Below are 25,395 nucleotides of genomic sequence, written 5' to 3'. Positions count from 1 at the left end.
ACTGATGGATTTAGTACGCCTCTTTGTCAAAAGAATATCATATAACCATTCTCAAAACGACGCTTTTGTGCTGATAATGCACGAATTAGAGTCTGATTTGAAGTTGCCTATCGTCATAGGTACCTTCGAGGCGCAAGCTATTGCTTTAGAGTTAGAGAGAAACATCATTCCACCACGCCCCCTCACACACGACCTCTTCAAAAACTTAGCCGATACCTTCAGTATCCAAGTGCGACGAGTAGTGATTTACAAATTAGAGGAGGGCATTTTTTATTCTAATATGCTCTGTGTGCAAAACGGCAAAGAACGCACTATCGATGCCCGTACCAGCGATGCTATTGCTATCGCATTGCGTTTCAACGCACCTATTTACACCTATAAGGAAATTGTAGAACGCGCTGGCATCTACATCCCTTTGCCTAATGAAGATAGCAAAAAACAACCTGTGAGTCCCTCCTTAGATGATGTTACTGATGATGCTACTCGTAACCGTTACTCCAAATATTCGCTTAGCGAACTTAAGAAAATGCTCGGTGAATGTGTGGAAAATGAGGATTACGAAATGGCTGCTCAAGTGAGAGACGAAATTTCAAAACGTGATAATACCTTTTAAAAACAATAATAGATGGAAGAAACAATTATGAAAGTAATCCCCAGTGAAGGATTTACAATGGAGAGCTTTGGACGTGGAGTGTTAGGTATGGTAGTGATTCTCCTCATAGCATTTCTCTTTAGCAGCAACCGCCGTGCTATCAATTGGCGCACTGTAGGTATTGGCTTAAGTATACAACTACTGCTCGCTATAGGTATCCTCAAAGTAGGCTTCATTCAAAAAGCTTTTGATTTCGCTGGTAGTGTGTTCGTGTTGATATTAGATTTCACCAAAGCTGGTAGCCAGTTTCTATTGGGTAACCTGCTTGATACCAATACTTTTGGGTATATATTCGTATTCCAAGTACTACCTACTATTATCTTCTTTTCAGCGCTCACCTCTCTCTTGTTTTACTTGGGAGTTATCCAAATAGTAGTACGCGGAATGGCGTGGGCACTCTCTAAACTTCTCAATATTTCAGGAGCCGAAAGTCTTTCGGTTACAGGTAATATCTTCCTCGGTCAAACCGAAGCCCCTTTGATGATTAAGGCTTACCTCTCTAAAATGACCCGCTCCGAAATCCTCCTCGTGATGATAGGTGGTATGGCTACTGTAGCCGGTGGGGTAATGGCGGCTTATATACAATATCTCGGCGGTGATGACCCCGAAATGCGCTTGCTCTTCGCTCGTCACTTGTTAGCCGCCTCAGTAATGGCTGCTCCTGGAGCTATTGTAGTTTCCAAAATCCTCTGTCCACAAACCGAACAATTCTCTAACGATTCTCACGTATCAATGGAAAATGTAGGCTCAAATGTACTTGATGCTATCGCCAATGGTACTACCGAAGGACTCAAACTTGCTGCCAACGTAGCTGCTATGCTCCTCGTATTCGTTGCGATGATTGCGATGATCAACTATATTCTCCACTGGATGGGCTATATGGGCAACCTCAATGGTTTTATTGCAGCTAATACGCCTTATAAAGAAGGACTTTCGCTTGAGATGATTCTCGGTACAATTTTCTCCCCTGTGATGTGGCTCATCGGGATTGCCAAAGAAGATGTGATGCTAATGGGGCAATTGCTCGGGGTAAAACTCGCTTCTTCAGAGTTCGTAGCCTACACTCAATTAGGTATCCTCAAAGATATGGCGAGTCAGCCTCACTTGATGTACAACAAATCAATAATGATAGCTACCTATATGCTTTGTGGTTTTGCCAATTTTGCCTCTATAGGTATCCAGATAGGCGGTATAGGCGCTTTAGCTCCTAACCAACGCAAAACCCTTTCAGAATTCGGACTCAAAGCAGTACTTGGCGGTTCGTTAGCTTCTCTAATGTCAGCCACCATCGCTGGAATGATAATAGGATAATTAGAAAAATAATCAATGTGTCAATTAGTCAATAAGCTAATTGACACATTTGTTTTTTACAATTTCAATTCTCCAAAAACCCTAAAACCTACCCCCTAACCCCTGAAATCTAAATAAAAAAATGAACACTTGGAACATCATCATCGAGGGCTTTAATAAAGCTGATATTACCAAACACGAAAGTATTTTTAGCCTCGGCAATGGGGCTATGGGAATGCGTGCTAATTTTGAAGAAGATTACACGGGCGACACCCTGCAAGGCAGTTACATCGGTGGGGTCTATTACCCCGATAAAACCCGAGTAGGCTGGTGGAAAAACGGCTATCCCGAGTACTTTGCCAAAGTGCTCAACGCCCCGAGTTGGATAGGGTTACACATCAAAATCAATGGGGAATTATTAGATTTGAACACCTGCCTCGAAGTGAAAAACTTCCGTCGCCAACTCAATATGAAAGAAGGTTGGTATGAGCGTTCATTCACTGCTATGCTCCCCAATCAGCAAGAAATACAAGTGAAAGTCTTGCGTTTCCTCTCCTTGCGCTACGATGAACTCGGTGCTCTGCGTTACGAAATCACTCCTCTCACCACCGAGGCTACTATAGAAATAGAAAGTTACTTAGATAGCGGTATCAAAAATAGTGATGCTAATTGGGATGAGCGTTTTTGGAATACTTTAGAAATTTCTTCAGAAGATAACTTTGCAACGATACTTGCCGAAACTAAAAAAACAGGGTTTAAAGTGCATACTTTTATGCAAAATCAACTTTTTATAGATAATAAAGCACTAAATATTTCTCCTAAAGAAAATAAGAAAGAGAATTATATAGGGTTGCAATATGAAGTAAAAGTGAAGCAAAACCAAACTTTCTGCATTGAAAAATACGGAGGCTATAGTAGAAGTAATGATTGCTCAACTTTGTCAAAGTCTATTGCTCTTTTTGATAGCCTTTTAGAAAATCAACGAGAAGATTGGGCTACTATTTGGGAAACCTCGGATATTGTGATTGAAGGTGATGAAAAAGCTCAACAAGGTATCCGCTTTAATATCTTCCAACTCAACCAAACCTATTCTGGCAAATACGCTCACCTCAATATAGGACCTAAGGGCTTTACGGGCGAAAAGTATGGCGGCAGCACCTATTGGGATACTGAAGCCTATTGCCTGCCTTTTTATATGGCTACCAAAGGTGCTGAAGTAGCTCGCAACCTACTGATGTACCGCTACAACCAGTTGGATAAAGCGATTGAAAACGCCCAAAAACTTGGTTTTACAGGAGGGGCAGCGCTCTATCCTATGGTAACGATGAACGGCGAAGAATGCCATAACGAGTGGGAAATCACCTTTGAAGAAATCCACCGCAATGGGGCAATTGCTTTTGCGATCTACAACTATACCCGCTATACTGGCGATGAGTCCTATATCAAAGACTATGGAATAGAAGTGCTTATTGCTATTGCGCGTTTTTGGGCGCAGAGAATCTCTTTTTCGGCAGAAAAACAAAAGTATGTAATCTTAGGTGTGACAGGACCTAATGAGTACGAAAATAATATAAACAACAATTTCTATACAAATTACCTTGCCTCTTGGTGTTTGTGTTATGCTGCCGAGCAGGTAACAACATTGCAAAAAGAAGATATTACAAAAGAAGAAACACAACAATGGCTACATATAGCCCAAAATATCTATTTCCCTTATAGCGAAAAGTATGGAGTATATTTGCAACAAGACGGTTTCCTCGATAAAGACCTCAAACCGGTGACTGCCATTCCTGCCGAGGAGCGCCCGCTCAACCAACATTGGTCGTGGGATAGAATCCTCCGTTCGCCTTACATCAAACAAGCCGACACGCTGCAAGGTTTTTATTTCTTTGAAGACCATTTTACCAAAGAAGAACTCCAAAAACACTACGAGTTTTACGAACCTTTCACAGTACACGAGTCCTCTTTATCACCTTGTGTACACAGTGTATTAGCTTCTGCCTTAGGCAAGATTGATGAGGCTTACACCCTCTACCTCCGCACCGCCCGCCTCGATTTAGACGACTACAATAAAGAAGTTCACGAAGGCTTACACATCACCTCAATGGCAGGGACTTGGCTCAGCATCGTCAAAGGGTTTGCTGGTATGCGTGTAAAGAATGGTGAACTACACTTTACTCCCCGCCTGCCAAAACATTGGAAAAGTCTTTCCTTTAAAGTGATTTTCCAAGGAAAAACCAAAGAGATAAAACTGTAATCATTTTATGTAGGGGCGTTTTGCAAACGCCCACCCAAATTGTTACTCACATACCCAGCTACACCAACTCGCAGGCTTTACTTGTTACTTGTTATCTGTTATCTGTCACCTTAAATATCAATAATCCGCAGTTGTTGTACTTCTTCTTTCAGGTGCGCTACATCGGCTTCTAATGAGGCTATTTTCTGATAGTTAGTAACAGGGTCGAGAAACTCAAACGAGAGGTGCATCTTGCATTCCCAAATCTCTTTGATATCCTCTGCCGCTACCGATAGATGTGGAAAATCCCGATTGTCGGATCTACAATAGAGCGTCCCGTATTTTTCAAGGGTATTAGTAATGCGTTTTACGATAATCCCATCGTTTTGTGTTACCACCACGCACACCCTATTGCTGCTCAGTGCGAGCCAATCATCTACAAAGCGCCCCACCACATAGCTGCTATCTTGCAGGGTAGGGTACATCGAGAGTCCTTTTACCTGAAACATCCTATAAGTGCCGTTAGTCATATTTGGCAAACTGTAAGTAGGTAGTGATTCAATAAAGGTAATATCGTCGTAACCAGTGAGGTAACCCGCTTGTGCGCGTATAGGCACTAACGGAATCCGCTCGTTGTCTTTATCATCTACCACCACCACTTTGGGCATCAGTAGTTTGTTGGTTTTAGTTGTTGGTAGTGTTGGTTTTAGCATCTCACCTTTGCCCGTAATCAGCCATTCCAAACTCAGCTGAGGATATTTCTCTACAATCACATTCAGCTTGTCAATCCCTATATTTTTGGAAATACTATTCACATAGCCGTTAGAGACCTCTATCGTCTTTTCAAAAGCCGAAATAGAGAGTCCCTCGTGGTCTATAAATTTTTTGATACGTTCTTTTACATTCATAATCAGTGAGAAAGATAAACAACTTTAAAGAAATTCTCTAAAATCACGGCAAAGATAGGAGGAAATTAGCAAATTAGCAAATTTGGAAATTAGTAAATTATGTTGTATTTTTGTCGCCTCAATATTATAACAAACAACTGCAAAGATTCTTTTGTAGAATGTAGTAATAATAACAAAAAGTAGGATTTATTCTCTTTAACCGCTAACAACTAAAATATTATGAGTAACCTACCAAGATATGATATAAGAATAGGTGAAACAAAACGTAGTTATGAGTTTACTAGTATAGGAATAAAAGGTAAAATAGATAAAATGGTTTCTTTCCAAGAAACAAATATAGAAAACCTATACAACTTAGGCTTCGGTGATAAAGATCCCATTACAGGAGAAATAAATGACACGATAGTAACCAATAATGGTGATACAGAAAAAGTTTTATCAACAATAGTCGGTATTGTTTTTGCTTTCACGCAAAATTTTCCAAATGTTTGGGTTTATGCTGAAGGTAGTACCTCTGCAAGAACAAGATTATACCAAATAAACATTGTAAAACATTTTGATGAACTCAAGAGAAACTTTCAATTATTATGTCTTTTAAATGGAGAATGGGAAGAATTTCGTCCTAATGTTAATTATGATGCTTTTGTTGTAAGACGAAAAATGAATATCTTATGAGCACAAATAGAAAACAAATACAGAAGAAACCTAAAGTTCAAAAACCTTTAGAAGTAACTCCTTATTATACAATTATAGAAGTAGATCCTACAATTGATAAATATGCTAAAGCACCTTATTTTGCTGAAAAATTGGCACGTGTTAATGAAAAATTAGCTAAAGTAGGATTCTCACCCCTTACTAACCCCTGAAAAATGAAACCTTTCTATTCTAAAATACTCCTCTTTGGTGAGTATGGCATTATCAAAAATTCTAAAGGACTCGCTATCCCTTATAACTTCTATAAAGGGACTCTAAAAATGCTATCCGATGTGCAGGATGGTAAAGAAGCTACTGCCAAAAAATCAAACGAGGCACTTCGCGAATTTGCTTCTTATCTACAAACGCTTACCGAAGAAGAAAATCCTATCGTCCGCTTTAATATAGAAAAACTCAACGCCGATATCGCTGCCGGTATGTACTTTGATAGCAGTATTCCGCAAGGCTATGGAGTAGGGAGTAGCGGGGCTTTGGTAGCGGCTATTTACAGCGAATACGCTATCGACCCTATCAGTGCGATGGACGATCTTACCCGTGAAAAACTACTGCAACTCAAAACAATTTTCGGACGTATGGAATCCTTCTTCCACGGCACTTCCTCAGGTTTAGACCCCCTCAATAGTTATCTCAGTTTGCCCATACTCATCAATTCACACGACCATATCGAGCCTACTGGCATTCCCTCCCAAATCCCTAATGGCAAAGGCGCTGTTTTTTTGCTCGATAGTGGTGTGATAGGCGAAACTGCCCCTATGGTGCGTATCTTTATGGAGAATATGAAGAATGAAGCCTTCCAAAAAATGCTCAAAGAAGAGTTTATCAAATATACCGATGCTTGTATTGACGATTTTCTCAAAGGGCGTTTCAAATCGCTTTTTGCCAATATCAAAAGCCTATCGGGTATTGTGCTCAATCACTTCAAACCGATGATACCTAAAGAGTTCCACACTCTTTGGAAACAAGGTATTGATACGGGCGATTATTTCCTAAAACTCTGCGGATCGGGGGGCGGAGGTTATATCTTAGGATTTACTGAAGACTTAGAGAAAGCCAAACGCGCTCTCGGCAACCATAAATTAGAAGTAGTATATCAATTTTAATAATGAGCGATACAATCAAACACGAGTGCGGGATTGCTCTAATCCGCCTGCTCAAACCTCTTGATTTTTACAAAGAAAAATACGGTACAGCCTTCTACGGCATCAACAAAATGTACCTGATGCTCGAAAAACAACACAACCGCGGACAAGATGGAGCTGGACTTGCGAGTATCAAACTCGATATGCAACCTGGTGAACGCTACATCAGTAGGATACGCTCTAACGAGGCGCAACCCGTGCAAGACATCTTCACTCGCATCAACCAGCGCATCAACGAGGGGTTCAAAGCTAATCCTTCTTTGAAAGACGATGTAACCCTCCAAAAACGAGAACTCCCTTACATAGGCGAAGTGATTATGGGACACGTGCGCTATGGCACTTTTGGCAAAAATAGCATCGAGAACGTGCACCCTTTCTTGCGTGAAAACAATTGGATGTACCGCAATCTCATTATGGCGGGCAACTTCAATATGACCAATGTAAACGAGCTCTTCCAAAACCTCGTACGCCTCGGGCAACACCCTAAAGACAAAACCGATACTGTGATTGTAATGGAGGGTATTGGTCATTTTTTAGACGATGAAGTAGAAGAACTCTATCGCAAACTCAAAGAAGAAGGTTATACCAAACAAGAAGCCTCCCCTTTCATCGCCGAACGACTAAACATAGAGCGCATCCTTAAACGCGCCTCTAAATATTGGGACGGAGGCTATGCAATGGAAGGAATGATAGGCAACGGAGATACTTTTGTGCTGCGCGACCCTGCAGGTATACGTCCTGCTTTCTACTATCAAGATGAAGAAGTGGTGGTAGTAGCCTCCGAACGCCCTGCTATACAAACCGTTTTCAATGTAAAATACGAGAATATACGCGAACTTCCCCCTGGTAATGCGATTATCATTAAAAAAAGCGGAGAGACAGCTATCAAGGAAATTCTCACTCCCAAGGTACGCAAAGCCTGTTCGTTTGAACGTATCTACTTTTCTCGCGGTAGCGATCGCGATATCTACCGCGAACGCAAAATGTTGGGTAAATTGCTCTTCCCTCGTGTCGCTCAAGCCATAGATCACAATCTAAAAGATACGGTTTTTGCCTATATCCCTAATACTGCCGAAACTTCTTACTTAGGACTTATAGAAGAAGCTGAACAGTATCTCAATGAGAAGAAAGCCACACAGTTGGCAGTAGCCGAAAAATCTGAAATTCCCGCAATTCTCTCTCAAAAAGTACGTACCGAAAAAGTAGCTATCAAAGATGTGAAACTGCGTACTTTTATCACTGAAGACAGCAGTCGTGACGACCTTGTGGCACACGTATACGATATTACCTATGGCTCAGTACAAAAAGGTGATAATTTGGTGATTATAGACGATAGTATCGTGCGCGGAACAACCCTCAAGAAGAGTATTTTGAGTATATTAGGGCGTTTAGAGCCCAAGAAGATAATAATAGTGTCTTCAGCACCTCAAATCCGCTATCCCGATTGTTATGGTATTGATATGGCGCGTTTAGAAGATTTGGTAGCCTTTCAAGCGGCTTTAGCTTTGCATAAAGAACGCGGTACGTATCATATCATAAAAGAAGTATATGAAAAGTGTCTTACCCAAGTAACACTAAGTGATGACAAAGTAGTGAATTATGTAAAAGAAGTGTATGATCCTTTCACCGATGAAGAAATTTCGGATAAAATAAGAGATTTGCTCTTGCCTAATGACTTTACCTCAGAAGTAGAAGTGATATTCCAAACAGTAGACAGTTTGCATAAAGCCTGCCCCGAAAACCTCGGAGATTGGTATTTCACCGGTGATTACCCCACCGATGGCGGTAACCGCGTTGTAAATCGCGCCTTTATCAATTTCTACGAAGGTAATAAAGAACGCGCTTATTAACTTTATGAAAAATGTTATAATAAAAAAGTCAGCTTTTAAGCTGACTTTTTTATTTATTGTATCATTTCCCAGAGTTTGTCTTTGAGTTGCTGGATGCCTTTGCCTGCTACCGATGAGATGAACAAGAAAGGTGTGTCGCCCAATCCTGTGGCTACTTCTTGACGAATGGCTTCGATGAGTTCGTCGTCGAGCATATCTGCTTTTGAAATGGCTATGAGGCGATCTTTATCCAATAGTTCAGGGTTGTATTCTTTGAGTTCGTTGAGCAAGATGTGGTATTCAGCTATGATATCCTTGCTGTCGGCAGGAATGAGGAATAGCAATACCGAGTTGCGCTCTATATGTCGCAAGAAGTAATGCCCTAAACCTTTGCCCTCGGCAGCTCCCTCTATAATCCCAGGAATATCGGCTACTACAAACGATTGGTAATCGCGGTTTTGCACAATGCCCAAGTTCGGTTTGAGGGTTGTGAATGGATAATCGCCTATTTTAGGCTTAGCAGAAGTAATTACTGATAGCAGTGTAGATTTGCCCGCATTGGGGAAGCCTACAAAACCTACATCGGCTAATACTTTTAACTCTAAAAGCAACTCGCGTTCTTCACCAGGGAGACCTGGTTGGGCATAGCGTGGGGTTTGGTTAGTAGCTGTGCGGAAATGCCAGTTACCTAAGCCACCTTTGCCTCCGCGGAGTGCGATGATTTCTTGTCCGTCTTCAGTGATTTCAAAGAGTACTTCTTCGGTTTCAGCATCTTTAACAATGGTTCCTAAGGGGACTTCTAAAGTGATATCTTTACCGTCGGCACCGAAACTGCGATTGGCACCTCCTGCTTCACCGTGTTCGGCTTGGAAGTGTTTTTGGAACTTGAAGTGTATAAGTGTCCAGAGGTGTTTATTGCCACGCAAGATGATATGCCCTCCACGACCGCCATCGCCTCCATCAGGACCTCCTTTTGGTACGAATTTTTCGCGGTGTAGGTGCATAGACCCTGCGCCTCCTTTGCCAGAGGCGGCGTATATCTTTACGTAGTCGGTGAAATTGCCTTCGGTCATTGGGGATTATTCAGCTTTAATTTTGTCGATAGTTTCAGAGAGGCGAGTAGTAATTTCTTCGATAGTACCAATACCATTGATAGGGTGGTATTTGCCTTGTGCTTGATAGAAAGCGATAAGAGGGGCAGTTTTTTCGTTGTATTCGCTGAAACGTTTTCGGATTTTTTCTTCATCTTGATCATCAGCGCGACCGCTCACTTTACCTCTTTCTATTATACGAGGAATAAGAGCTTCTTCATCAGCTTCTAGTCCAAGGGTACCGTGAATGCGCATACCTTTACTTTCTAAGAAAGCATCAAGAACTTCAGCTTGTGCTAAGGTACGTGGAAAACCATCAAAGAGGAATCCTTCAGCTTCAGGGTGACTCTCTACTTCTTTTTCAAGAATTTTAATAGTTATTTCATCTGGAGCTAACATACCTCTTTTAGAGTATGATTCTGCAATTTTTCCTAATTCTGTACCTTTTTCTTTCTCTGCTCTGAGTAGATCGCCGGTAGAGATGTGTACTAAGTTGTATTTGTCTTTCAAAAATGCGGCTTGGGTGCCTTTGCCAGCCCCTGGTTTGCCGAAAAGTACTAAATTTGTCATAGTTAATGAAGTGTTTAATTGATATACTTGGGGTAGGTTGCGCGCTATCTCATCGAAATCTAAACCGTAGCCTACGATAAAGCGATTAGGGATAGGTTTGCCTACATAGTCTATTTTGAGGTCTTTTTTGTAAGCATCGGGTTTGAAGAATAGGGTAGCGATGCGGAAAGATTTTACCTTTTGGTTTTCAAATAGTCGGTAAATTTCTTCTAAGGTATTACCAGTGTCGATAATATCTTCCAAGATTACCACATCGCGTCCTTCCACTGGGGTAGAAAGACCAATGAGTTGGTGTACTTTTCCGGTGGACTGGGTGCCTTGGTAGGATGCCATTTTCACGAAAGATATTTCACATTCGCCTTTGTAGTGCCTTAGGAAGTCGGCAGCAAACATAAAAGAGCCGTTGAGCACTGCAATAAATATAGGTCGGGACTCTTGTAAATCTTGATATACCTCACTTGCCATTCGTTCGGCAATTTGGTTGAGTTCTTCGGCAGATACGTAAGGCTCAAAGGTCTTATCGTTTATTTTAATCAGTTCCATTGTTTAGATGTTATGTTTAGTCGTTAGGGTGTTACAGGGAGGAGTTAGTGTGCTAACTTCTTTATTATCTTTTACATCTTATTGAAAGAAAATGCAAAGGTAATCATTTTTAATAAATGCACAATAATTGTGCCTATAATATATCTTTATAAGGATATAAAATAAATTGGCGCGAACTATAAAGCTCACGCCAAGTGATATTTTGAAAACTGTGTAACTGAAAATGTTACAATGCTGTCGCAAAAGCTAAAAGCCCAAATATAATCCCAGGAGCATTGGCAATGGCAACAGGATAATCGCGTTTGGGTTTCTTTAGTAAACCATAAGCTACCCAAAGTGAGCAGTTAATCGCTGCCACCAAAGGCTGTATAGGGTTGCCTTTGTGTCCAGCAAGATTGTCACTAATCTGTGGAATATATGATACATACATTCCTATGGCAGTAGCGGTAGCTACCCAACCTAAAATAGTAAAAAGTTTTCCGTTTTCCATTTTATTATTTAATTTGTATGATTTTTAGAATACAAAGGTAATGATTTTCATTAAATAACTAACTACCATTCTAATAATTCTGTGTGAGTGATGGATTTTTGTCCATTACATCTTTAGGAAAAGGAACGATATACATAGGGGAGTTAGGAGGTAGGGTATAAGTGCGTTGGGGTACAGTGGTATTCACCAAAGGGAAAGTGCGTTGCAAGGTTTTAGCGTAAGCAGGCTCGGTGTTCAATCGTTTTAAATCAAAAAAACGGTTAAAGCCCATCGCAAGCTCTCGGCGGCGCTCATCGATGATGAGTTTTACAGTTTCCTCGGTGGTAGCAGGGGTTGCAAGGGCTGCACCACTGCCTTTCACACGCTTGCTGCGGAGGGTATTTACGGTTTGCATTGCCCCGTTGAGGTCGCCTAAACGCGCTTGGCATTCAGCCATAGTAAGATACATTTCGCCTGTTTTCATCCCTACTGTAGGGTAGAAGAATTTAGTGGCGGGCATATCCCAGTTGGCTGCACCTGAACCTACATCAGCATAGCGGTGGTTTTTCTTGAAAAATAGCTTAAAACGCATATCGTTTGTCGCATCAAAAAGATTGCAAAACTCAGGACTCACGGGGTAGATGTACCAAATGTTCATCTCGGTATATCCGTTCATATAGGCTAAGTTGAGCACTTCGGGGTTTTTGTCTATCGTAATATTGGTTGGGTTAGCCTCATAAGCTACCATATCTATCAGTTGGTTGTTGTACGACAGACTCTTTTGGGCGGCTGCCAATGCTTGCTGGTATTCTCTTCGGAAGAGATGTACTCTGGCTTTCAGTGCATAACCGAAAGCTAAAGAGGGGTGATATATATTCACGGGCTGTGCTTGCAAAAGGGGCAAGGCTGCCTCGATGTCTTCCTGAATAAAGTCGTACACTTCTTTTACGCTAGCTTTAGTAGGATGGGCTTCTAAATCAAATTCACGCATTAGACACACCCCGCCATCAGTAGCTGCTGTAGCTGGGTTATAGCTTTTGGCATAGACGTTTATCAGCATAAAGTAGTCAAAGGCTCTTAGCAAGCGGGCTTCAGCTTTGGCACGTGCTTTTAGTGAAGCATCGCCTTTGGCATAATCAACGGTAGTGATAATCATATTCCATCTGTTGATATAACTATATACATTGTTATAAAAGGCTGATGACTCGATGTAATCGGCACGTGGGGCATTTTCTTCATAATAGAAGTTGATGCTGTTTAGATCGGGACTTTTCCCTACGATGCTACTCTCTTTCACCCAATTGTCGTCTACCAAAGTGCGGAAGTTGAAAGGTGGGTAGTTTTTAGTGGGAAATACTACCAAATCGTAGTATTCCTCAGCAGTGTTGATAATCTTTTCACCTTTAGGGGTAAGGTCGGTATATTTTTCGCAAGCACTGAAAAACAATGCGCTGAATATTATTGTGATTATGATTCTTTTCATTGTAAAATTATTAAGATATAAAAAACTGCCTGCCGTGCTACGGCTGCTACGACTAAAAGCTAAATGAGATGCCAAAGAGGGCAGTGGTTGCTATAGGCAAAGAGCGTGTTCCTGTGTTCAGATTATAAGCTTCGGGGTCTATGTCGTTGCCAGCAGCACTCCAAGTGAGTAGGTTGTTCAGCTGAGCGGTAACTTTAGCATTTTGCAAGCCTAATTTCTCACAAATATCTTTAGGGATATAGCAAGCAAAAGCTATGTTGCGCCATTTGAGGTAATCGGCATTTACCACGTGGTTATCGCCGAGTTGCCAAAGCGTATTCACCGTGTTGGCGGTGCGTCTCAAAGCGGCTGGATAGTCAAACGACATACGCGGCATATCAGTAGGGTTAGTTGCTGTCCAACGCTGGTTGATATCGCGGTGGGTTTCGTTTTCTTGGTTGATGGAATAGGTATCTTTGCGAAGTTTATGTCCGCCAGCGTAAACAAACATAGTAGAGACTTCAAAAACTTTGTAGCGCAGTTGCAAGTTGAGCGCCCCATTGAAAGTGGGATTCATCGTTCCTAATCGTACAAGGGCATCTTCATTTTTAATATCTTTGATAGTAGGTACGCCATTGGCATCGAAAGTAGTGTTAGGATTGCCATTTTCATCTAAATAAACAGGGTAGCCATTGGTGGTTTCCTTGTATCGGTAAGCGTATAGCGAGTTGAAATCATCACCTTCGCGGTAGTATAGCAAAGGATTGCGAGCATATTCCACAGCATTGGTAGGCTTACTGCTCACTTTTTCAATCGTATTTTTGTTGTAGGCAAAGGTAGTTCCTACGCTAAGTTGCAAATCATCAGTCAATTTGCGTGTAGCGTTCAAACTCACTTCTATACCTTTGTTTAGCAAAGCTCCGTTGTTGATCAGGCGTCGTTGAGCCCCTACGGTAGGGTCGAGTTCGGTAAGAACCAATAAGTCAGAACTATAACGATGGTAGAGGTCAATACTTCCTGAGAGCCAATGCCACATACCAAAGTCAATACCTATATTAGCAGTTTCAGTCTTTTCCCAACGCAATTTAGGGTTAGGCAAATCGGTATCGTTGAAATGCAAATACTGTAGAGAAGGGTAAGCACCACGCACATCAGTAAGTAAGCGCCCGCGCAAGAAAGGGGTAGTGGTTTGATCTACATTCCCGCTGATACCATAGGTAAGGCGCAATTTTAGCAAGTTAATATCATTGATGTTGAAGAAATCTTCGCGATGCAAATTCCAGCTACCACCTACCGACCAAAGCGGACGGTATTTATACTTAGGGTCTGCGCCAAACATATCAGCTTGATCTACACGCAAACTCCCTGTGAGGTTGTATTTTTGGCGGTACGAATAGCCTAATGTGCTATAAAAAGAAATAAAGCGGTGTTTGGTTTCACTTTGCTGATTGCGATTTAGCGATAGTGATTGCCTGCCATAGAGATAAGAAGTTACCCCAGGGTTGTAGAGGTCTTTCCAATTGAGAGTAGGGAAGGAGAGGGTTTGCTCATCATAGCCGTAATGAGCTTCAGCAATATTGCGCGGGGTGTAGTGTTGACGCATTTCAAAACCTACCAAAGCTGTTACATTGTGCGCTTGGGCAAAAGTGCGGTTGAAATCTAACTGCTGACGAAAGGTATAATGCTGTGTTTGTTTTTTTAGTTGCTCGTAATAACCACCTTCAGGCAGTTCTGAAGAGAATTTTTGAGTAGTAGCGTCTTGTTTTACCAATTGGTTATGGCGTAAACGCATATAGTAAGTGTCTTTGCCTAAGAAAGTTTCGCTGTCGTAAGTGTTCAGTTCGTACTGAAAATAACTTTGGTATTGCAACCCTTTGAGTATAGATACTTGCAGATTTACAAACGGACGCAAGTTGAGTGTGTGTTGCTTTTGGTGTTCTTGCGCGATTGATTCCAATAAATTGAAGCTATACGAGCGGAAAGCATCGTTGCCAGCAATCTGTTCTAAAATATAGGGATTGATAGGAGCTGCCAGATTAAAACCTGCATACGGATTAGTGCCTAATAACGAAGTGTAGCGTGGTTGCCCTAGCGGATTGGTATAATTACTGCGCATTGGTTCGGCTACAGCATCAATAGCAGTGTATCTGCCGTTTACTCCTATAGTGCTTTTTAGCCAAGAAGTGAGTTGGTAGGTGTTTTTTAAATAGAGATTGAGGGCACGAGTCTTTTCGGTAACGATGCGCTCATCGGTATCTTCATATTGCAAGGAAGCGTAGTTCTGACTGCGGTTGTTGCCACTTTCTACGTTTATATTGTAGCGTTTGCTGATGATAGGTTGCCACACATAGCGCTTGAAGTCGTGTATATAATCGCGCTTGCGCCACTCATTGAGGGTGCTATTTACCTGTTGAGTGCTGAGCTTTCCCTTGGCTTGGTCGCGGTAGAGCTGAAGAAGAGGTGAGTAGTATCGTGTGAATTGCCTGCCTCCAATAACGCCATAAGAGTCAAAAACGTTATCCACATTGCCATTGCTGTCCGCTAATTTACTTTGGTAGAAAGCGGTTTCAAGGTCGATAAGGTCCGAAGTAGAAGCGTAGTGCATACGGTCTACATTGGGTTTGAATGTATAAGAAAGATCGGTATTCACGTTGATACGCAACCCGTTATGCAATCCTTTTTTGGTAACAATTACAATTACGCCATTGGCAGCGCGCACCCCGTAGATAGCGGTAGCAGCAGCATCTTTTAGTACAGTTACTGATTCTATGTCTTGTGGGTTGATGTTCTCTAACGGAATGTCAGTAGGGATATTGTCTATTACAACGAGAGGGGTATACCCTACATTGCCCGAGAAAGTGCCTACACCGCGCAAGATAGGAACTTCTTTACCCGTAGAAGGGTCTTTTGTGAAACGCAAACCTGCAACTTGCCCTTCTATCACATCTTTGAGAGTAGCATTGATTTGCCGATTGATTTGTGAAGGCTTAATTTCGGTATAAGCCGAAGTAGTTTGCTCTTTGTGAAGATTTTGGTAGCCAGTAGCTACTACATCAACCGATGACAGTTGTATGATACTGTCCTTAGGAGTGACAGGCGCCTGCCCCATTGCCATACCACAAGGCAAGAGCGCGCACGCGATTAGATATTTTTTCATAAATATTAGTTATTAGTGGGGTAGTAGTATAAAAAATGAGATTGTTTTTTTAATGGCGGCAAAAGTACTAAATAGAATTGAAGTGTGCAAGCTATTTTGAAATAAACTAAATAAAAAACTTTGTCGAAATCTCAACACTAGTTGTGTTATAGATTTCGACAAAGTTTATGGGTAAAATTGATATGAAAGTTTAAGTAACCTCTTCTCAATTTTACATTGCAGCTTGTTAATTAATAATTGTTAATTTTTAATTAAGGTAAAGTCGCTCCTACAGCAATATCGCAACGGTGTCCTGGTTGTCCGTGTGGTGGATTAGGTTTGCCCGAAAAACCAGGCTCGGTAGTGCCCGTGTGTTGTTGTGCTTGTTGAGGGTCGATTACAATTTGCTGTTGGGTTACTTGTGGTTGAGCGGCAGCTGGCTGGGCAGCAGGTTTGCTATTGAGGGGTGCTCCTACAGGTATATCACAGCGGTGTCCTGGCTGTCCGTGAGGAGGATTGAGTTTTTCGCCCTTAGGTCCTACATAACTCTGTTGGGCTTGAGGTTGTTGCACTTGCACCACTTGTTGAGGCATACCGCCTGAAACTACGGGCATCGCGTCTCCTTGCGATACAGGGTGAGCTTGAGATTGTGCTTGAGCAACTACATTGCCGTCGTTGGGCAGTGGAGCGCCTACTGCAATGTCACAACGGTGTCCTGGCTGTCCGTGAGGAGGATTAAGGGTTACTCCTGTAGGGGTAGAAGGTAGAGTAGCCTGCGTAGTGTTGTTGTTCATCTGCTCAAAAGGATTGTCTTCTTTTGATTTATTGCGTTGTGCTTCAGCTAATTCAGTATTAGCAAGAGCATCTTCGGCGACGGGTATTTCTTGAGGAGTATTTTGGCAAGCAGTAAGAGCGAGCCCTAAGATAGACATTGTTATAAAGCATGTATTCATTTTATGGATAAGTTTTTAGATTGCAAAAGTAAGAATAATTTGTTAATTATCAATTGTTAATTGTCAATTATTTTATATCTTTGCCGTCTGTAACAATACTTTGCAAAGTTATGAACTTCAAAGAATTTTTTAAAAAATCAGGAAAACAACTCGCTTGGCAACTGCTTTTTGCCACAATAGCAGTGGTGTTATTGGTGTGGATATCACTCAAATTTTTGCAACTCTATACGGCTCACGGTAAGTTTGTGGTAGTCCCCGATCTTACTAATAAAAGCCTTACCGAAGTGCAAATCCTCCTCGAAGAACAAGATTTACGCTGTGAGGTAATCGATTCTACCGAGTACAATCCTTCATTTCCACCGTTATCGGTTATCAGTCAGAGTCCTGAGCCTAATGAGCGAGTGAAGTACAATCGCAAAATATATCTCACGCTCAATCCTAAGGGTTACCACAAAGTAACTGTTCCCAAGGTGATACAAGTAACACGCCGGAATGCTGAAGCTACCTTACAATCGGTAGGACTTACCATTGGGCAAGTAACTTATGTGGATAATATCGGTAAGGATATGGTGCTTGAGATGCAATACAATGGCAAGCCAGTGCAACCGGGTGATAAGTTAGTAAAAACTTCACGTATAGACTTAATTTGCGGTAATGGTTTTGAAACGCGTGATACAATTCCCAACGAGATACCAATAGAGGAACTGATGGGTGATTAGCATTTCACCTAAGTTTCAATCCTTAATTACAACAAATTAATCCAAAACAATCTCTAAAAATTCTATGACTTTGTACGAAGAAGATTTAGTAGACGATTTAGAACCAGACGACGAGGGAGCTCCCGAACTCTACGAACATTATTCATTTACAGCAGGCAAGGGGCAAGAACCTTTGCGTGTGGATAAGTTTTTGATGAATTTTGTAGAGAATGCAACTCGCAACAAGGTACAACAAGCAGCTAAACAGGGGAATATCTTCGTAAATGGCGAACCAGTGAAAGCCAATCACCGTGTGAAAGCTAATGATGTGGTAAAAGTTCTCCTCTCTCACCCTCCACACGAGGATTTGTTAGTGCCCGAGAATATCCCTTTAAATATTGTATATGAAGATGATGCGTTGCTCGTAGTGAATAAACCTGCGGGTATGGTAGTACACCCAGGGCACGGCAACTATAGCGGAACGCTCATCAATGCGCTCGTATATCACTTTGAGCATTTACCTAACAACAGCAGCAATCGCCCAGGGCTGGTGCATCGCATTGATAAAGATACTAGCGGACTATTGGTAATCGCCAAAACTGAAGAGGCTATGTTGCATCTCACCCAACAGTTTTTTTATAAAACTACCCAACGTGAGTACATCGCCCTAGTGTGGGGCAATATAGAAGAAGATGAGGGAACTGTGCGAGGGCATATAGGGCGACACTTGAAAGATCGTTTGCAAATGGATGTTTTTCCCGATGGTTCTCACGGCAAAGAGGCAGTAACACATTACAAAGTCTTAGAGCGTTTTGGCTATGTAACCCTTGTGTCCTGCCGATTAGAAACAGGGCGCACTCACCAAATCAGGGTACATTTAAAACACATAGGGCATACGCTCTTCAACGACGAGCGTTATGGTGGCGACAAAATACTGAAAGGCACTACTTTTGCTAAATATAAACAATTTGTGGAGAATTGTTTTGCTGTATTACCCCGGCAAGCCCTGCACGCCAAAACGTTAGGTTTTGAACACCCCCTAACTCACGAATTTATGAGTTTTGATAGCGAACTCCCCGATGATATGCAGGCGTGTATCGAAAAATGGCGTTCCTATAAACTAACTTCTAATCCCTAACCCCCTAATATGGCTTGGATATATCTTGTGTTAGCAGGACTTTTTGAAGTTCTTTTTGTGTTTAGTATGGGTAAAGCACGTGAGACTATTGGCAGACAGAGTTTCTTGTGGTATGCACTTTTTGTGATTGCATTTTCACTGAGTATGTGGCTGATGATGAAAGCTACCAAATCACTCCCGTTAGGTACAGCTTATGCTGTATGGACAGGTATAGGGGCAGCAGGCTCTGTAGTAATGGGAATGATCTTTTTCAAAGAACCTGTAACTCTCTGGCGCGTAGTCTTTCTGTTTACCCTTATCAGCTCCATTATCGGACTGAAACTAACAAATTAGCCGTTATTAATTGTTAATTGTTAATTGAATTTATGATATTACACTCTCAAATTATAGGTGAAGGTATTCCCTTTGTTATTTTGCACGGCTTCTTAGGAATGTCCGACAATTGGCGTTCCTTAGCACTTAAATATGCCGAAGCAGGTTTTCAACTGCATTTGTTAGACCAACGCAATCACGGTCGCAGCTTCCACAGCGATGATTTTAGTTATCCGCTAATGGTACAAGATTTATTGCAATATGCCGAAGCGCATCAGTTAGATACTTTTCACTTAATGGGGCATTCTATGGGAGGCAAAACAGCAATGCTCTTTGCTACTGAATATCCCGAAAAAGTACTCTCACTCATTGTTGCCGATATGGCACCTAAATATTTTCCACCTCATCACGAACAAATATTACGAGGATTAGCATCTCTTGATTTTAACAAAATAACCTCGCGTGTAGAGGCTGATAAAGCACTTGCTGCCTATGTGAGTGATATAGGCACCCGTCAGTTCTTGCTCAAAAATCTCTATTGGGAAACCCCTGGGCATTTAGGCTTACGCCTGAACCTTCCAGCGCTTATTGCCAACGAGAGTGAGATAGGAGCTGAATTGCCAGATAGCAATGTGTACAATGGTAAAACACTCTTTCTCAAAGGTGAGTATTCTGAATATGTAATGCCTGAAGATGAGCCGCTTATCTATACTCATTTTCCTCACGCTACAATAGATGTAGTAAGCAAGGCAGGACATTGGCTTCACGCCCAAAATCCTACTGAATTTTACGATAAAACGATACAATTTTTATGCAATTCCTAAAATATTTTCTATACCTAATGATTTCGGCAACGCTTATATTCCTATTGTGTATTTTGAATGTAGGTGCTACCATCGAGGGGTATTCCACAGCCATACTTGCAGCCTTTGTGCTTTCCTGCTTGAACGCCTATCTGCGTCCGCTGTTAGACTATGTGTTGATGCCTATCGCCGAACTCACTTTTGGGCTTACAATGTTTTTGAACAACACTATAATGGTACTTATTGCCTCACTGATTGTAGGAGGGTTCAAAGTTTATGGTTTTTTGGGTGCTTTGATGTTCAGTACTTGTTTGTCGCTCGCACAAAACATTACAATCACCCCTTTTGAACAAGCAATCGCAAATAAGAAGTAAATACAAAATTTATTTGCTCATTCAATATTTATCATAATAGATAGAGTGAAAAATAAAAAGGATAGCTCTCCACAGAAAGCTATCCTTTTTATATAAATATTAGTTGTTTTTAGAACATCACTGAGAATGATTTAGGATTGATGTTCAAGCTGCACCAAAACCAATCTTGGTAACCACGTGTTTTAGTAGAAGTATTACCAAATTTAAGGGCTTTAGTGCCATCATTAGCAAAGTAAGTAGAGTAACCTAATTGTAGTCCGATAAAAGGTTGTACTTTTAGGTTATACACCAAATCGATTTCACTGCCATAGCTGCTGTGTTTTTTGTCAGTTTCAAACTTAGCAGCAGGTGCAAAATAGTGGAAAGTAGCGCTGAGGTTGCTCTTCTCACCAGTGCGTACATTAGCAGTAAGGTAAGGATTAAGCAAACCTGCAGAAGGAGTAAAACCTACATAGTAATAATCCATAAAGTCATAGAACTTATGGTTGGTACCACTGAATGGATCAAAAGTTTTATCCGTTGTGTTAGAGGAAGGAGTAGCTGTGCCACTGAGGTAGTCTACTCCAGCTGCTAAACTGAAAATAGGAGAGAACTTGTAGCCTGCATTCACTGCAAACATATAAGCGCTCTTGTCTTGTCCTTTTGCATTTTTACCAGTTTGTAAATAAGCAGAAGCGCTATAGTTCAAATCGTCACTTTTGCCAGTGTAGTGTGCTCCAAATGTTTGTATATTATAGTTTGTACCATTATTAACGCGGTAACCTAAGTTAGCAAACAAGAGAGATAATTTTTGGTCTTCGCTAAATTTGTGGTGAGAGTGAACTGCTTCAAGGTGTTGGTAGGCTTGTCCTCCTTGGAAATGTACTCCATTAGGAGTGTTTACATCCATTGTTCCTGAAGCAATTCCTTGGTTGTAAGCAAAGAAGCTGCGGAGTGTCCATTGGTCACAAGCGTTCCAATTCAAGCTCACAGCATCGTGACTACGACCTGCAGGGTGCCAATCAAGAGACCCGAAAATACGGTCGTCGTCCAGCGCAATCACTTGTCTACCTACTTTTGCACTGAGGGTATTAACAAGAGGGAATTCGGCATAAGCCTCGAAAACCGACATACCACCAGTTCTATCGAATGATTGTATTTGAGGTGCTTGTCCCCATACATTCACATTTTGTAGTGATATATATAGGTGTAGGCGGTCGGTGTGCTTGTAGTCAAAATTCAAGCGAACGCGATTGTTAGTAAGGATGGCAGGTGCTTCACCATCTTGGATAGGTTTGTAAGCTCCGTTGCGGTACTCAAAACGCGGACGCAATTGTGCTGATAGTGTAAATTCGTTTGGAGGTGGTGGTGGAGCCATTTCTTCCATTGGTGGAGGTGGTGGTAACTCTTCTTGAGCAGTTGCCAAAGTAGGGTACAAAACGAAAGCTGTACCTAAAGCAAAAATTGATAATAAATGTTTTTTCATCGGTATATTTTTTTGAATTATTTACATTTAAAAGATGTTAATATATTGAAAATGAATAAAAAACAAACTTCCCTTATTTAGACTTACAATAAAGTATATAGATTCTTTCGTTTTCATTTGCAAATGTAAGGAAACTATTTTATATTTGCAACGAAAAACAACGAAAATTTATTTTTTATATAATGGCGACAACAAATAACAACACCCAATCTACTAAAAAAGGACGATGGTTTCGATTCTTGATTCCGTCGTTAGTAGGGATATTGATAGGGCTTGGCGGATACATATTTTATATATCCAAAGCGCACTCCTATCTGTCTGACGACCCCAAGGCGTGTGTGAACTGCCATATTATGGAGCCTGAGTACGCTACGTGGATGCACTCCTCTCACGGTCGCAATACCGTGTGTAACGATTGCCACGTGCCTCACGACAACGTTTTTCGCAAATACTATTTCAAAGCGAACGACGGTCTACGCCACGCCACGATGTTCACTTTCCGCTTGGAACCTCAAGTGATTAAAATGCACTCTCCAGGGCAAAAGGTAGTACAAGAAAACTGTATCCGCTGCCATAGTACTTTGGTAAGTGAAGTACAAGCAGGAAAGGTAACTGCCGAAATGGCTCACGCCGATAACGGGCGACTCTGCTGGGACTGCCACCGCGAAGTACCTCACAGCCGTGTACGCGGACTTAATGCAGCTCCTCATTCACCCGTACCTATTATTAGTAATATGCCAAACAATACCCCTGAATGGCTTGATAATATGGTTAAAAATAAAGAAAAATCAACAAATTAAAAAACGAAATATAATTTATACAGCGATGAAAAAGAAACATTGGTTAATTGCAGGTTTATTAGCAGTAGTTACCTTTTTATTAGGACTATTGGCTAATTCAATAATGAATAGATCTACAGAAGCTCAGTTTATCGCAAGAGGCGGTAATAACCTCCCCGATCAGGAATGCAAAAACGAGCTCTTTGAACCGTTCTATCCTCGTGAATACGCTTCGTGGGCAGCAACTGCCGACACTACATTCCGCTCTAGGTATATGAGCAGTCAAGATGATGATTTGCTCGCTTTGCGCCCCGAAATGGTAATCCTTTGGGCTGGTTATGCTTTCTCTAAGGAATACAACGCTCCTCGCGGACACATGCACGCTATTGAGGATGTTACCAAAATTCTCCGTACTGGTGCGCCTACCGATTCTACCCACTCTCCTCAACCAGGTACTTGCTGGACTTGTAAAAGCCCTGATGTGCCTCGCCTTATGAAAGAAGTAGGTGCTGAAACTTACTATAGTGCTCCTTGGGATCAATGGGGTAGCCAAATCGTAAACCCTATCGGTTGTGCTACTTGCCACGATACCAAAACTATGAAATTACAAGTAAAACAATTGGCTTTACAAGAAGCTTTCAAACGTCAAGGTCGTGACATCAATAAAGCTACTCACCAAGAAATGCGCTCTCTCGTGTGTGCTCAATGCCACGTAGAGTACTACTTCAAAGGTGATAAAAAATATCTTACTTTCCCTTGGGATGAAGGAATGACTGTTGAAAAAATGGAAGAATATTACGATAAAGAAGGTTGGACTGACTATGTTCACTCTCTTAGCCGTACTCCTATCCTCAAAGCACAACACCCTGATTATGAACTTTCTCAACTCGGTATCCACGGACAACGTGGCGTTTCTTGTGCCGATTGCCACATGCCTTACAAAACTGATGGTGCTGTAAAATTCTCTGATCACCAAATCAGCAGTCCATTGCGTAACGTGTCTGCAAGTTGCCAAACTTGTCACCGCCAAAGTGAAGAAGAATTGGTGAAAAACGTATATGATCGCCAAGATGCTGTATATGGTATGCGTATGAAACTCGAAAAACAATTGGCTAAAGTACACTTCAAAGCTAAATTCTTGTGGGATAACGGTGCTACTGAAGAACAAATGAAACCTACTTTGGCACTTATCCGCAAATCACAATGGCGTTGGGATATGGTACACTCTTCACACGGTGCCGCTTTCCACGCTCCTATCGAATCTGAACGCCTCCTTAGCGATGGTCTTATCTATGCTTATCAAGCTGAAAATAATTTAGATGTGCTTAAAGAAAAACTAAACATCAAAACAGCTTTCGTAATGCCTGATATCAGCACTAAAGCTAAAGCTCAAAAAGAAATTGGTCTAGATATCCCTAAAGAAGAAGCTGCTAAGAAAAAATTCTTAGAAACTATCGTTCCTAAATGGATTAAAGAAGCCAAAGAAAAAGGACGCTTAGTAACCCAAAAATAATAACAAATCACCAATAATAAATAACGATGTAGGGGCGAATGGCAATTCGCCCCTATTTCTTACCTCTTATCTCTTACCTAACTAATGAAACAATATCCTTTCGCTATTTTGGTTGCGTGTGTGTCCCTTATCATAGGGTTGATACTGCAACTTACCTTAGGAAGTATCAGCAAAAGTTGGTTTAGTTTTCCTTACAATGTGATAGAAGGCTTTGCCTTCGTAGTAATCACTACAGCTGTATATTTTATCTTTAGAAAAACAAACTTCATCGTGCGCTTTTCTTCGGCGCCTTTTGCAATTGTTACAGTTGCAACTCTTGGAATACTCACCATCGGCTTGGGGAGTATCAATGTGAATCCTCAAGAAGTAGCAAATAGCTTTCTAGGCAAATTAGGATTAGACGACCTTACCAAAACTTGGTACTTTGGTATCGTTTTCGTATTAGCACTGATGAACCTCTGGTTTTCTATCCTCAAACGCTCAATGGTTTATCAACGCAAAAACATTCCTTTCCTCCTCAATCACTTTGGCTTATGGCTTACAATGTTTGCTGGGGTATTAGGGCAAGGCGACATCATTCGCTTGAAAATGAACCTTTATAAGGATAAACTCGAATGGCGTGCAACTACCGATGATAATCGCGTAGTACAACTGCCTATCGCTATGGAACTCAAAGAGTTTAGTATAGATATTTATCCTAATAAACTATTTGTTATCGATAGTACAGGCTCGGCACTGCCTCACGAAAAACCTATAGGCTTTATGCTCGAAAAACAAGGTGAGAGTATGACCCTGCTGAATTGGAAAATTACTCTTCACCAATACCTCGAAAAGGCAATCCCCGATACCGATAGTACTTATGTCAATCACACGATGTGGGGTGCGACCAATGCAGCCAAAGTAACCGTAGAAGACCTTCGTACTCACAAAAAGAAAACCGATTGGATTTCAGCCGGTAACTTCCAATTCTCACCTCGTGCCATTCATTTAGATGATGAACATACCTTGGTAATGGCACCTGCCGAAGCACGCAAATTCCAATCCGATGTATTGATATATCAAAAAGATCATATAAACGAAGTACTCGAAGAAAAAATAGAAGTAAACCACCCTATCAGCGTAGGTGGTTGGCGCATTTACCAATTGAGTTACGATGAACGTATGGGGCGCTGGTCAGAACTCAGTGTCGTCGAACTCATCTCCGACCCTTGGTTACCTGTCGTTTATGTAGGAATTTTCTTACTACTTGCCGGAGGTATTGCCCTCCTCTTTGAAGTAAAAACTAAAAAACAAACATCTAATTCCTAACTCCTAATTCCTA

Annotated in this window: 23 protein-coding genes; 15 read left to right on the top strand and 8 right to left on the bottom strand. The window is 41.4% G+C overall.

Going from position 1 to position 25,395, the window contains the following annotated elements; all coding sequences use genetic code 11:
• The first annotated feature begins 4 nt into the window (after positions 1 to 4).
• The 3 genes from DR017_RS07960 (at position 5) to DR017_RS07950 (ending at position 4,199) form a co-directional block, all read left to right on the top strand.
• On the top strand, positions 5 to 613 hold the full coding sequence (locus DR017_RS07960) for a bifunctional nuclease family protein (RefSeq protein ID WP_002677940.1): 609 nt from the start codon (positions 5 to 7) through the stop codon (positions 611 to 613).
• A gap of 12 nt (positions 614 to 625) precedes the next feature.
• Entirely contained in the window at positions 626 to 1,963 is a 1,338-nt protein-coding gene (locus tag DR017_RS07955; protein WP_002677876.1) for a NupC/NupG family nucleoside CNT transporter, read from the top strand.
• A gap of 121 nt (positions 1,964 to 2,084) precedes the next feature.
• Positions 2,085 to 4,199, top strand: a complete 2,115-nt coding sequence (locus tag DR017_RS07950) for a family 65 glycosyl hydrolase domain-containing protein (RefSeq protein ID WP_002677707.1) — start codon at positions 2,085 to 2,087, stop codon at positions 4,197 to 4,199.
• Positions 4,200 to 4,309: 110 nt separating this feature from the next.
• Here DR017_RS07950 and DR017_RS07945 read toward each other — a convergent pair whose 3' ends face one another.
• Positions 4,310 to 5,086, bottom strand: coding sequence for a S24 family peptidase (locus tag DR017_RS07945; RefSeq protein WP_002677651.1), 777 nt, complete (start codon positions 5,084 to 5,086; stop codon positions 4,310 to 4,312).
• 219 nt (positions 5,087 to 5,305) lie between these two features.
• Between DR017_RS07945 and DR017_RS07940 the strand changes: the two genes are divergently transcribed.
• The 4 genes from DR017_RS07940 to DR017_RS07925 are packed head-to-tail and all read left to right on the top strand — an operon-like array spanning position 5,306 to position 8,789.
• A complete protein-coding gene (locus tag DR017_RS07940; RefSeq protein ID WP_002677759.1) occupies positions 5,306 to 5,761 on the top strand; it encodes a DUF6934 family protein in 456 nt (151 codons plus the stop codon).
• Entirely contained in the window at positions 5,758 to 5,952 is a 195-nt protein-coding gene (locus DR017_RS07935; RefSeq protein ID WP_002677922.1) for a hypothetical protein, read from the top strand. Before DR017_RS07940 ends, DR017_RS07935 begins: the two co-directional genes overlap by 4 nt.
• Before the next feature lie 3 nt (positions 5,953 to 5,955).
• A complete protein-coding gene (locus tag DR017_RS07930; RefSeq protein WP_002677910.1) occupies positions 5,956 to 6,900 on the top strand; it encodes a mevalonate kinase family protein in 945 nt (314 codons plus the stop codon).
• Positions 6,901 to 6,902: 2 nt separating this feature from the next.
• Entirely contained in the window at positions 6,903 to 8,789 is a 1,887-nt protein-coding gene (locus DR017_RS07925; RefSeq protein WP_002677696.1) for an amidophosphoribosyltransferase, read from the top strand.
• Positions 8,790 to 8,842: 53 nt separating this feature from the next.
• Here the strand turns inward: DR017_RS07925 and obgE are convergent, their stop codons facing one another.
• From obgE to DR017_RS07895, 6 genes are all read right to left on the bottom strand, one after another.
• Positions 8,843 to 9,841 carry a GTPase ObgE gene (gene obgE / locus DR017_RS07920; RefSeq protein ID WP_002677882.1) on the bottom strand — a complete coding sequence of 333 codons (999 nt, stop codon included), beginning with the start codon at positions 9,839 to 9,841 and terminating at the stop codon, positions 8,843 to 8,845.
• 6 nt (positions 9,842 to 9,847) lie between these two features.
• Positions 9,848 to 10,972 carry an adenylate kinase gene (locus DR017_RS07915; RefSeq protein WP_002677919.1) on the bottom strand — a complete coding sequence of 375 codons (1,125 nt, stop codon included), beginning with the start codon at positions 10,970 to 10,972 and terminating at the stop codon, positions 9,848 to 9,850.
• A 226-nt stretch (positions 10,973 to 11,198) separates the two neighbouring features.
• Positions 11,199 to 11,462: a SemiSWEET family transporter gene (locus DR017_RS07910; protein ID WP_002677774.1), complete on the bottom strand. Its 264-nt coding sequence runs from the start codon at positions 11,460 to 11,462 to the stop codon at positions 11,199 to 11,201.
• 70 nt (positions 11,463 to 11,532) lie between these two features.
• The gene (locus DR017_RS07905) at positions 11,533 to 12,924 is read right to left on the bottom strand and encodes a RagB/SusD family nutrient uptake outer membrane protein (protein WP_002677872.1); all 1,392 of its coding nucleotides are present in this window, start codon (positions 12,922 to 12,924) and stop codon (positions 11,533 to 11,535) included.
• Positions 12,925 to 12,976: 52 nt separating this feature from the next.
• Positions 12,977 to 16,018 (bottom strand): SusC/RagA family TonB-linked outer membrane protein, encoded by a 3,042-nt coding sequence (locus DR017_RS07900; protein WP_316909757.1) that lies wholly within the window; start codon positions 16,016 to 16,018, stop codon positions 12,977 to 12,979.
• Between the two features lie 293 nt (positions 16,019 to 16,311).
• A complete protein-coding gene (locus DR017_RS07895; protein WP_002677754.1) occupies positions 16,312 to 16,992 on the bottom strand; it encodes a hypothetical protein in 681 nt (226 codons plus the stop codon).
• 110 nt (positions 16,993 to 17,102) lie between these two features.
• On the opposite strand from DR017_RS07895, the gene DR017_RS07890 reads away from it, so the two are divergent.
• The 5 genes from DR017_RS07890 to DR017_RS07870 all read left to right on the top strand — a co-directional run bounded on the left by DR017_RS07890 (position 17,103) and on the right by DR017_RS07870 (position 20,317).
• A complete protein-coding gene (locus tag DR017_RS07890) occupies positions 17,103 to 17,711 on the top strand; it encodes a PASTA domain-containing protein (RefSeq protein WP_002677981.1) in 609 nt (202 codons plus the stop codon).
• A 64-nt stretch (positions 17,712 to 17,775) separates the two neighbouring features.
• Entirely contained in the window at positions 17,776 to 18,828 is a 1,053-nt protein-coding gene (locus DR017_RS07885) for an RluA family pseudouridine synthase (protein WP_002677748.1), read from the top strand.
• 9 nt (positions 18,829 to 18,837) lie between these two features.
• A complete protein-coding gene (locus DR017_RS07880; RefSeq protein WP_002677644.1) occupies positions 18,838 to 19,161 on the top strand; it encodes a DMT family transporter in 324 nt (107 codons plus the stop codon).
• Positions 19,162 to 19,196: 35 nt separating this feature from the next.
• A complete protein-coding gene (locus DR017_RS07875) occupies positions 19,197 to 19,964 on the top strand; it encodes an alpha/beta fold hydrolase (protein ID WP_172458405.1) in 768 nt (255 codons plus the stop codon).
• Positions 19,952 to 20,317, top strand: coding sequence for a phage holin family protein (locus DR017_RS07870; RefSeq protein ID WP_002677769.1), 366 nt, complete (start codon positions 19,952 to 19,954; stop codon positions 20,315 to 20,317). The genes DR017_RS07875 and DR017_RS07870 overlap by 13 nt, the downstream gene beginning before the upstream one ends.
• Positions 20,318 to 20,426: 109 nt before the next feature.
• Here DR017_RS07870 and DR017_RS07865 read toward each other — a convergent pair whose 3' ends face one another.
• Positions 20,427 to 21,782 (bottom strand): alginate export family protein, encoded by a 1,356-nt coding sequence (locus DR017_RS07865; protein WP_002677810.1) that lies wholly within the window; start codon positions 21,780 to 21,782, stop codon positions 20,427 to 20,429.
• A 182-nt stretch (positions 21,783 to 21,964) separates the two neighbouring features.
• On the opposite strand from DR017_RS07865, the gene nrfH reads away from it, so the two are divergent.
• The 3 genes from nrfH (at position 21,965) to DR017_RS07850 (ending at position 25,382) form a co-directional block, all read left to right on the top strand.
• Complete coding sequence (gene nrfH, locus DR017_RS07860; RefSeq protein WP_002677702.1) at positions 21,965 to 22,582, top strand: cytochrome c nitrite reductase small subunit; 618 nt, start codon at positions 21,965 to 21,967, stop codon at positions 22,580 to 22,582.
• Positions 22,583 to 22,607: 25 nt separating this feature from the next.
• Positions 22,608 to 24,074 carry an ammonia-forming cytochrome c nitrite reductase gene (nrfA, locus tag DR017_RS07855; RefSeq protein WP_002677854.1) on the top strand — a complete coding sequence of 489 codons (1,467 nt, stop codon included), beginning with the start codon at positions 22,608 to 22,610 and terminating at the stop codon, positions 24,072 to 24,074.
• A gap of 84 nt (positions 24,075 to 24,158) precedes the next feature.
• Entirely contained in the window at positions 24,159 to 25,382 is a 1,224-nt protein-coding gene (locus DR017_RS07850; RefSeq protein ID WP_002677692.1) for a cytochrome c biogenesis ResB family protein, read from the top strand.
• Positions 25,383 to 25,395: the final 13 nt, after the last annotated feature.

The organism is Capnocytophaga sputigena (assembly GCF_900446695.1).
Taxonomy (GTDB): Bacteria; Bacteroidota; Bacteroidia; order Flavobacteriales; family Flavobacteriaceae; genus Capnocytophaga; species Capnocytophaga sputigena.
Note: the sequence above shows the minus strand (reverse complement) of the source record. Positions and strands in the feature narration are given on the sequence as shown.

What these genes read in the sequence shown, in the direction of transcription:
- DR017_RS07865 (WP_002677810.1), bottom strand. Translation starts at nt 21,782, where the DNA reads ATGAAAAAACATTTATTATCAATTTTTGCTTTAGGTACAGCTTTCGTT.
- DR017_RS07935 (WP_002677922.1), top strand. Translation starts at nt 5,758, where the DNA reads ATGAGCACAAATAGAAAACAAATACAGAAGAAACCTAAAGTTCAAAAA.
- DR017_RS07890 (WP_002677981.1), top strand. Translation starts at nt 17,103, where the DNA reads ATGAACTTCAAAGAATTTTTTAAAAAATCAGGAAAACAACTCGCTTGG.
- obgE (WP_002677882.1), bottom strand. Translation starts at nt 9,841, where the DNA reads ATGACCGAAGGCAATTTCACCGACTACGTAAAGATATACGCCGCCTCT.
- DR017_RS07960 (WP_002677940.1), top strand. Translation starts at nt 5, where the DNA reads ATGGATTTAGTACGCCTCTTTGTCAAAAGAATATCATATAACCATTCT.
- DR017_RS07900 (WP_316909757.1), bottom strand. Translation starts at nt 16,018, where the DNA reads ATGGCAATGGGGCAGGCGCCTGTCACTCCTAAGGACAGTATCATACAA.
- DR017_RS07930 (WP_002677910.1), top strand. Translation starts at nt 5,956, where the DNA reads ATGAAACCTTTCTATTCTAAAATACTCCTCTTTGGTGAGTATGGCATT.
- DR017_RS07915 (WP_002677919.1), bottom strand. Translation starts at nt 10,972, where the DNA reads ATGGAACTGATTAAAATAAACGATAAGACCTTTGAGCCTTACGTATCT.
- DR017_RS07945 (WP_002677651.1), bottom strand. Translation starts at nt 5,086, where the DNA reads ATGAATGTAAAAGAACGTATCAAAAAATTTATAGACCACGAGGGACTC.
- DR017_RS07910 (WP_002677774.1), bottom strand. Translation starts at nt 11,462, where the DNA reads ATGGAAAACGGAAAACTTTTTACTATTTTAGGTTGGGTAGCTACCGCT.
- DR017_RS07895 (WP_002677754.1), bottom strand. Translation starts at nt 16,992, where the DNA reads ATGAATACATGCTTTATAACAATGTCTATCTTAGGGCTCGCTCTTACT.
- DR017_RS07905 (WP_002677872.1), bottom strand. Translation starts at nt 12,924, where the DNA reads ATGAAAAGAATCATAATCACAATAATATTCAGCGCATTGTTTTTCAGT.
- DR017_RS07955 (WP_002677876.1), top strand. Translation starts at nt 626, where the DNA reads ATGGAAGAAACAATTATGAAAGTAATCCCCAGTGAAGGATTTACAATG.
- DR017_RS07925 (WP_002677696.1), top strand. Translation starts at nt 6,903, where the DNA reads ATGAGCGATACAATCAAACACGAGTGCGGGATTGCTCTAATCCGCCTG.
- DR017_RS07880 (WP_002677644.1), top strand. Translation starts at nt 18,838, where the DNA reads ATGGCTTGGATATATCTTGTGTTAGCAGGACTTTTTGAAGTTCTTTTT.
- DR017_RS07885 (WP_002677748.1), top strand. Translation starts at nt 17,776, where the DNA reads ATGACTTTGTACGAAGAAGATTTAGTAGACGATTTAGAACCAGACGAC.
- DR017_RS07870 (WP_002677769.1), top strand. Translation starts at nt 19,952, where the DNA reads ATGCAATTCCTAAAATATTTTCTATACCTAATGATTTCGGCAACGCTT.
- nrfH (WP_002677702.1), top strand. Translation starts at nt 21,965, where the DNA reads ATGGCGACAACAAATAACAACACCCAATCTACTAAAAAAGGACGATGG.
- DR017_RS07950 (WP_002677707.1), top strand. Translation starts at nt 2,085, where the DNA reads ATGAACACTTGGAACATCATCATCGAGGGCTTTAATAAAGCTGATATT.
- nrfA (WP_002677854.1), top strand. Translation starts at nt 22,608, where the DNA reads ATGAAAAAGAAACATTGGTTAATTGCAGGTTTATTAGCAGTAGTTACC.
- DR017_RS07940 (WP_002677759.1), top strand. Translation starts at nt 5,306, where the DNA reads ATGAGTAACCTACCAAGATATGATATAAGAATAGGTGAAACAAAACGT.
- DR017_RS07850 (WP_002677692.1), top strand. Translation starts at nt 24,159, where the DNA reads ATGAAACAATATCCTTTCGCTATTTTGGTTGCGTGTGTGTCCCTTATC.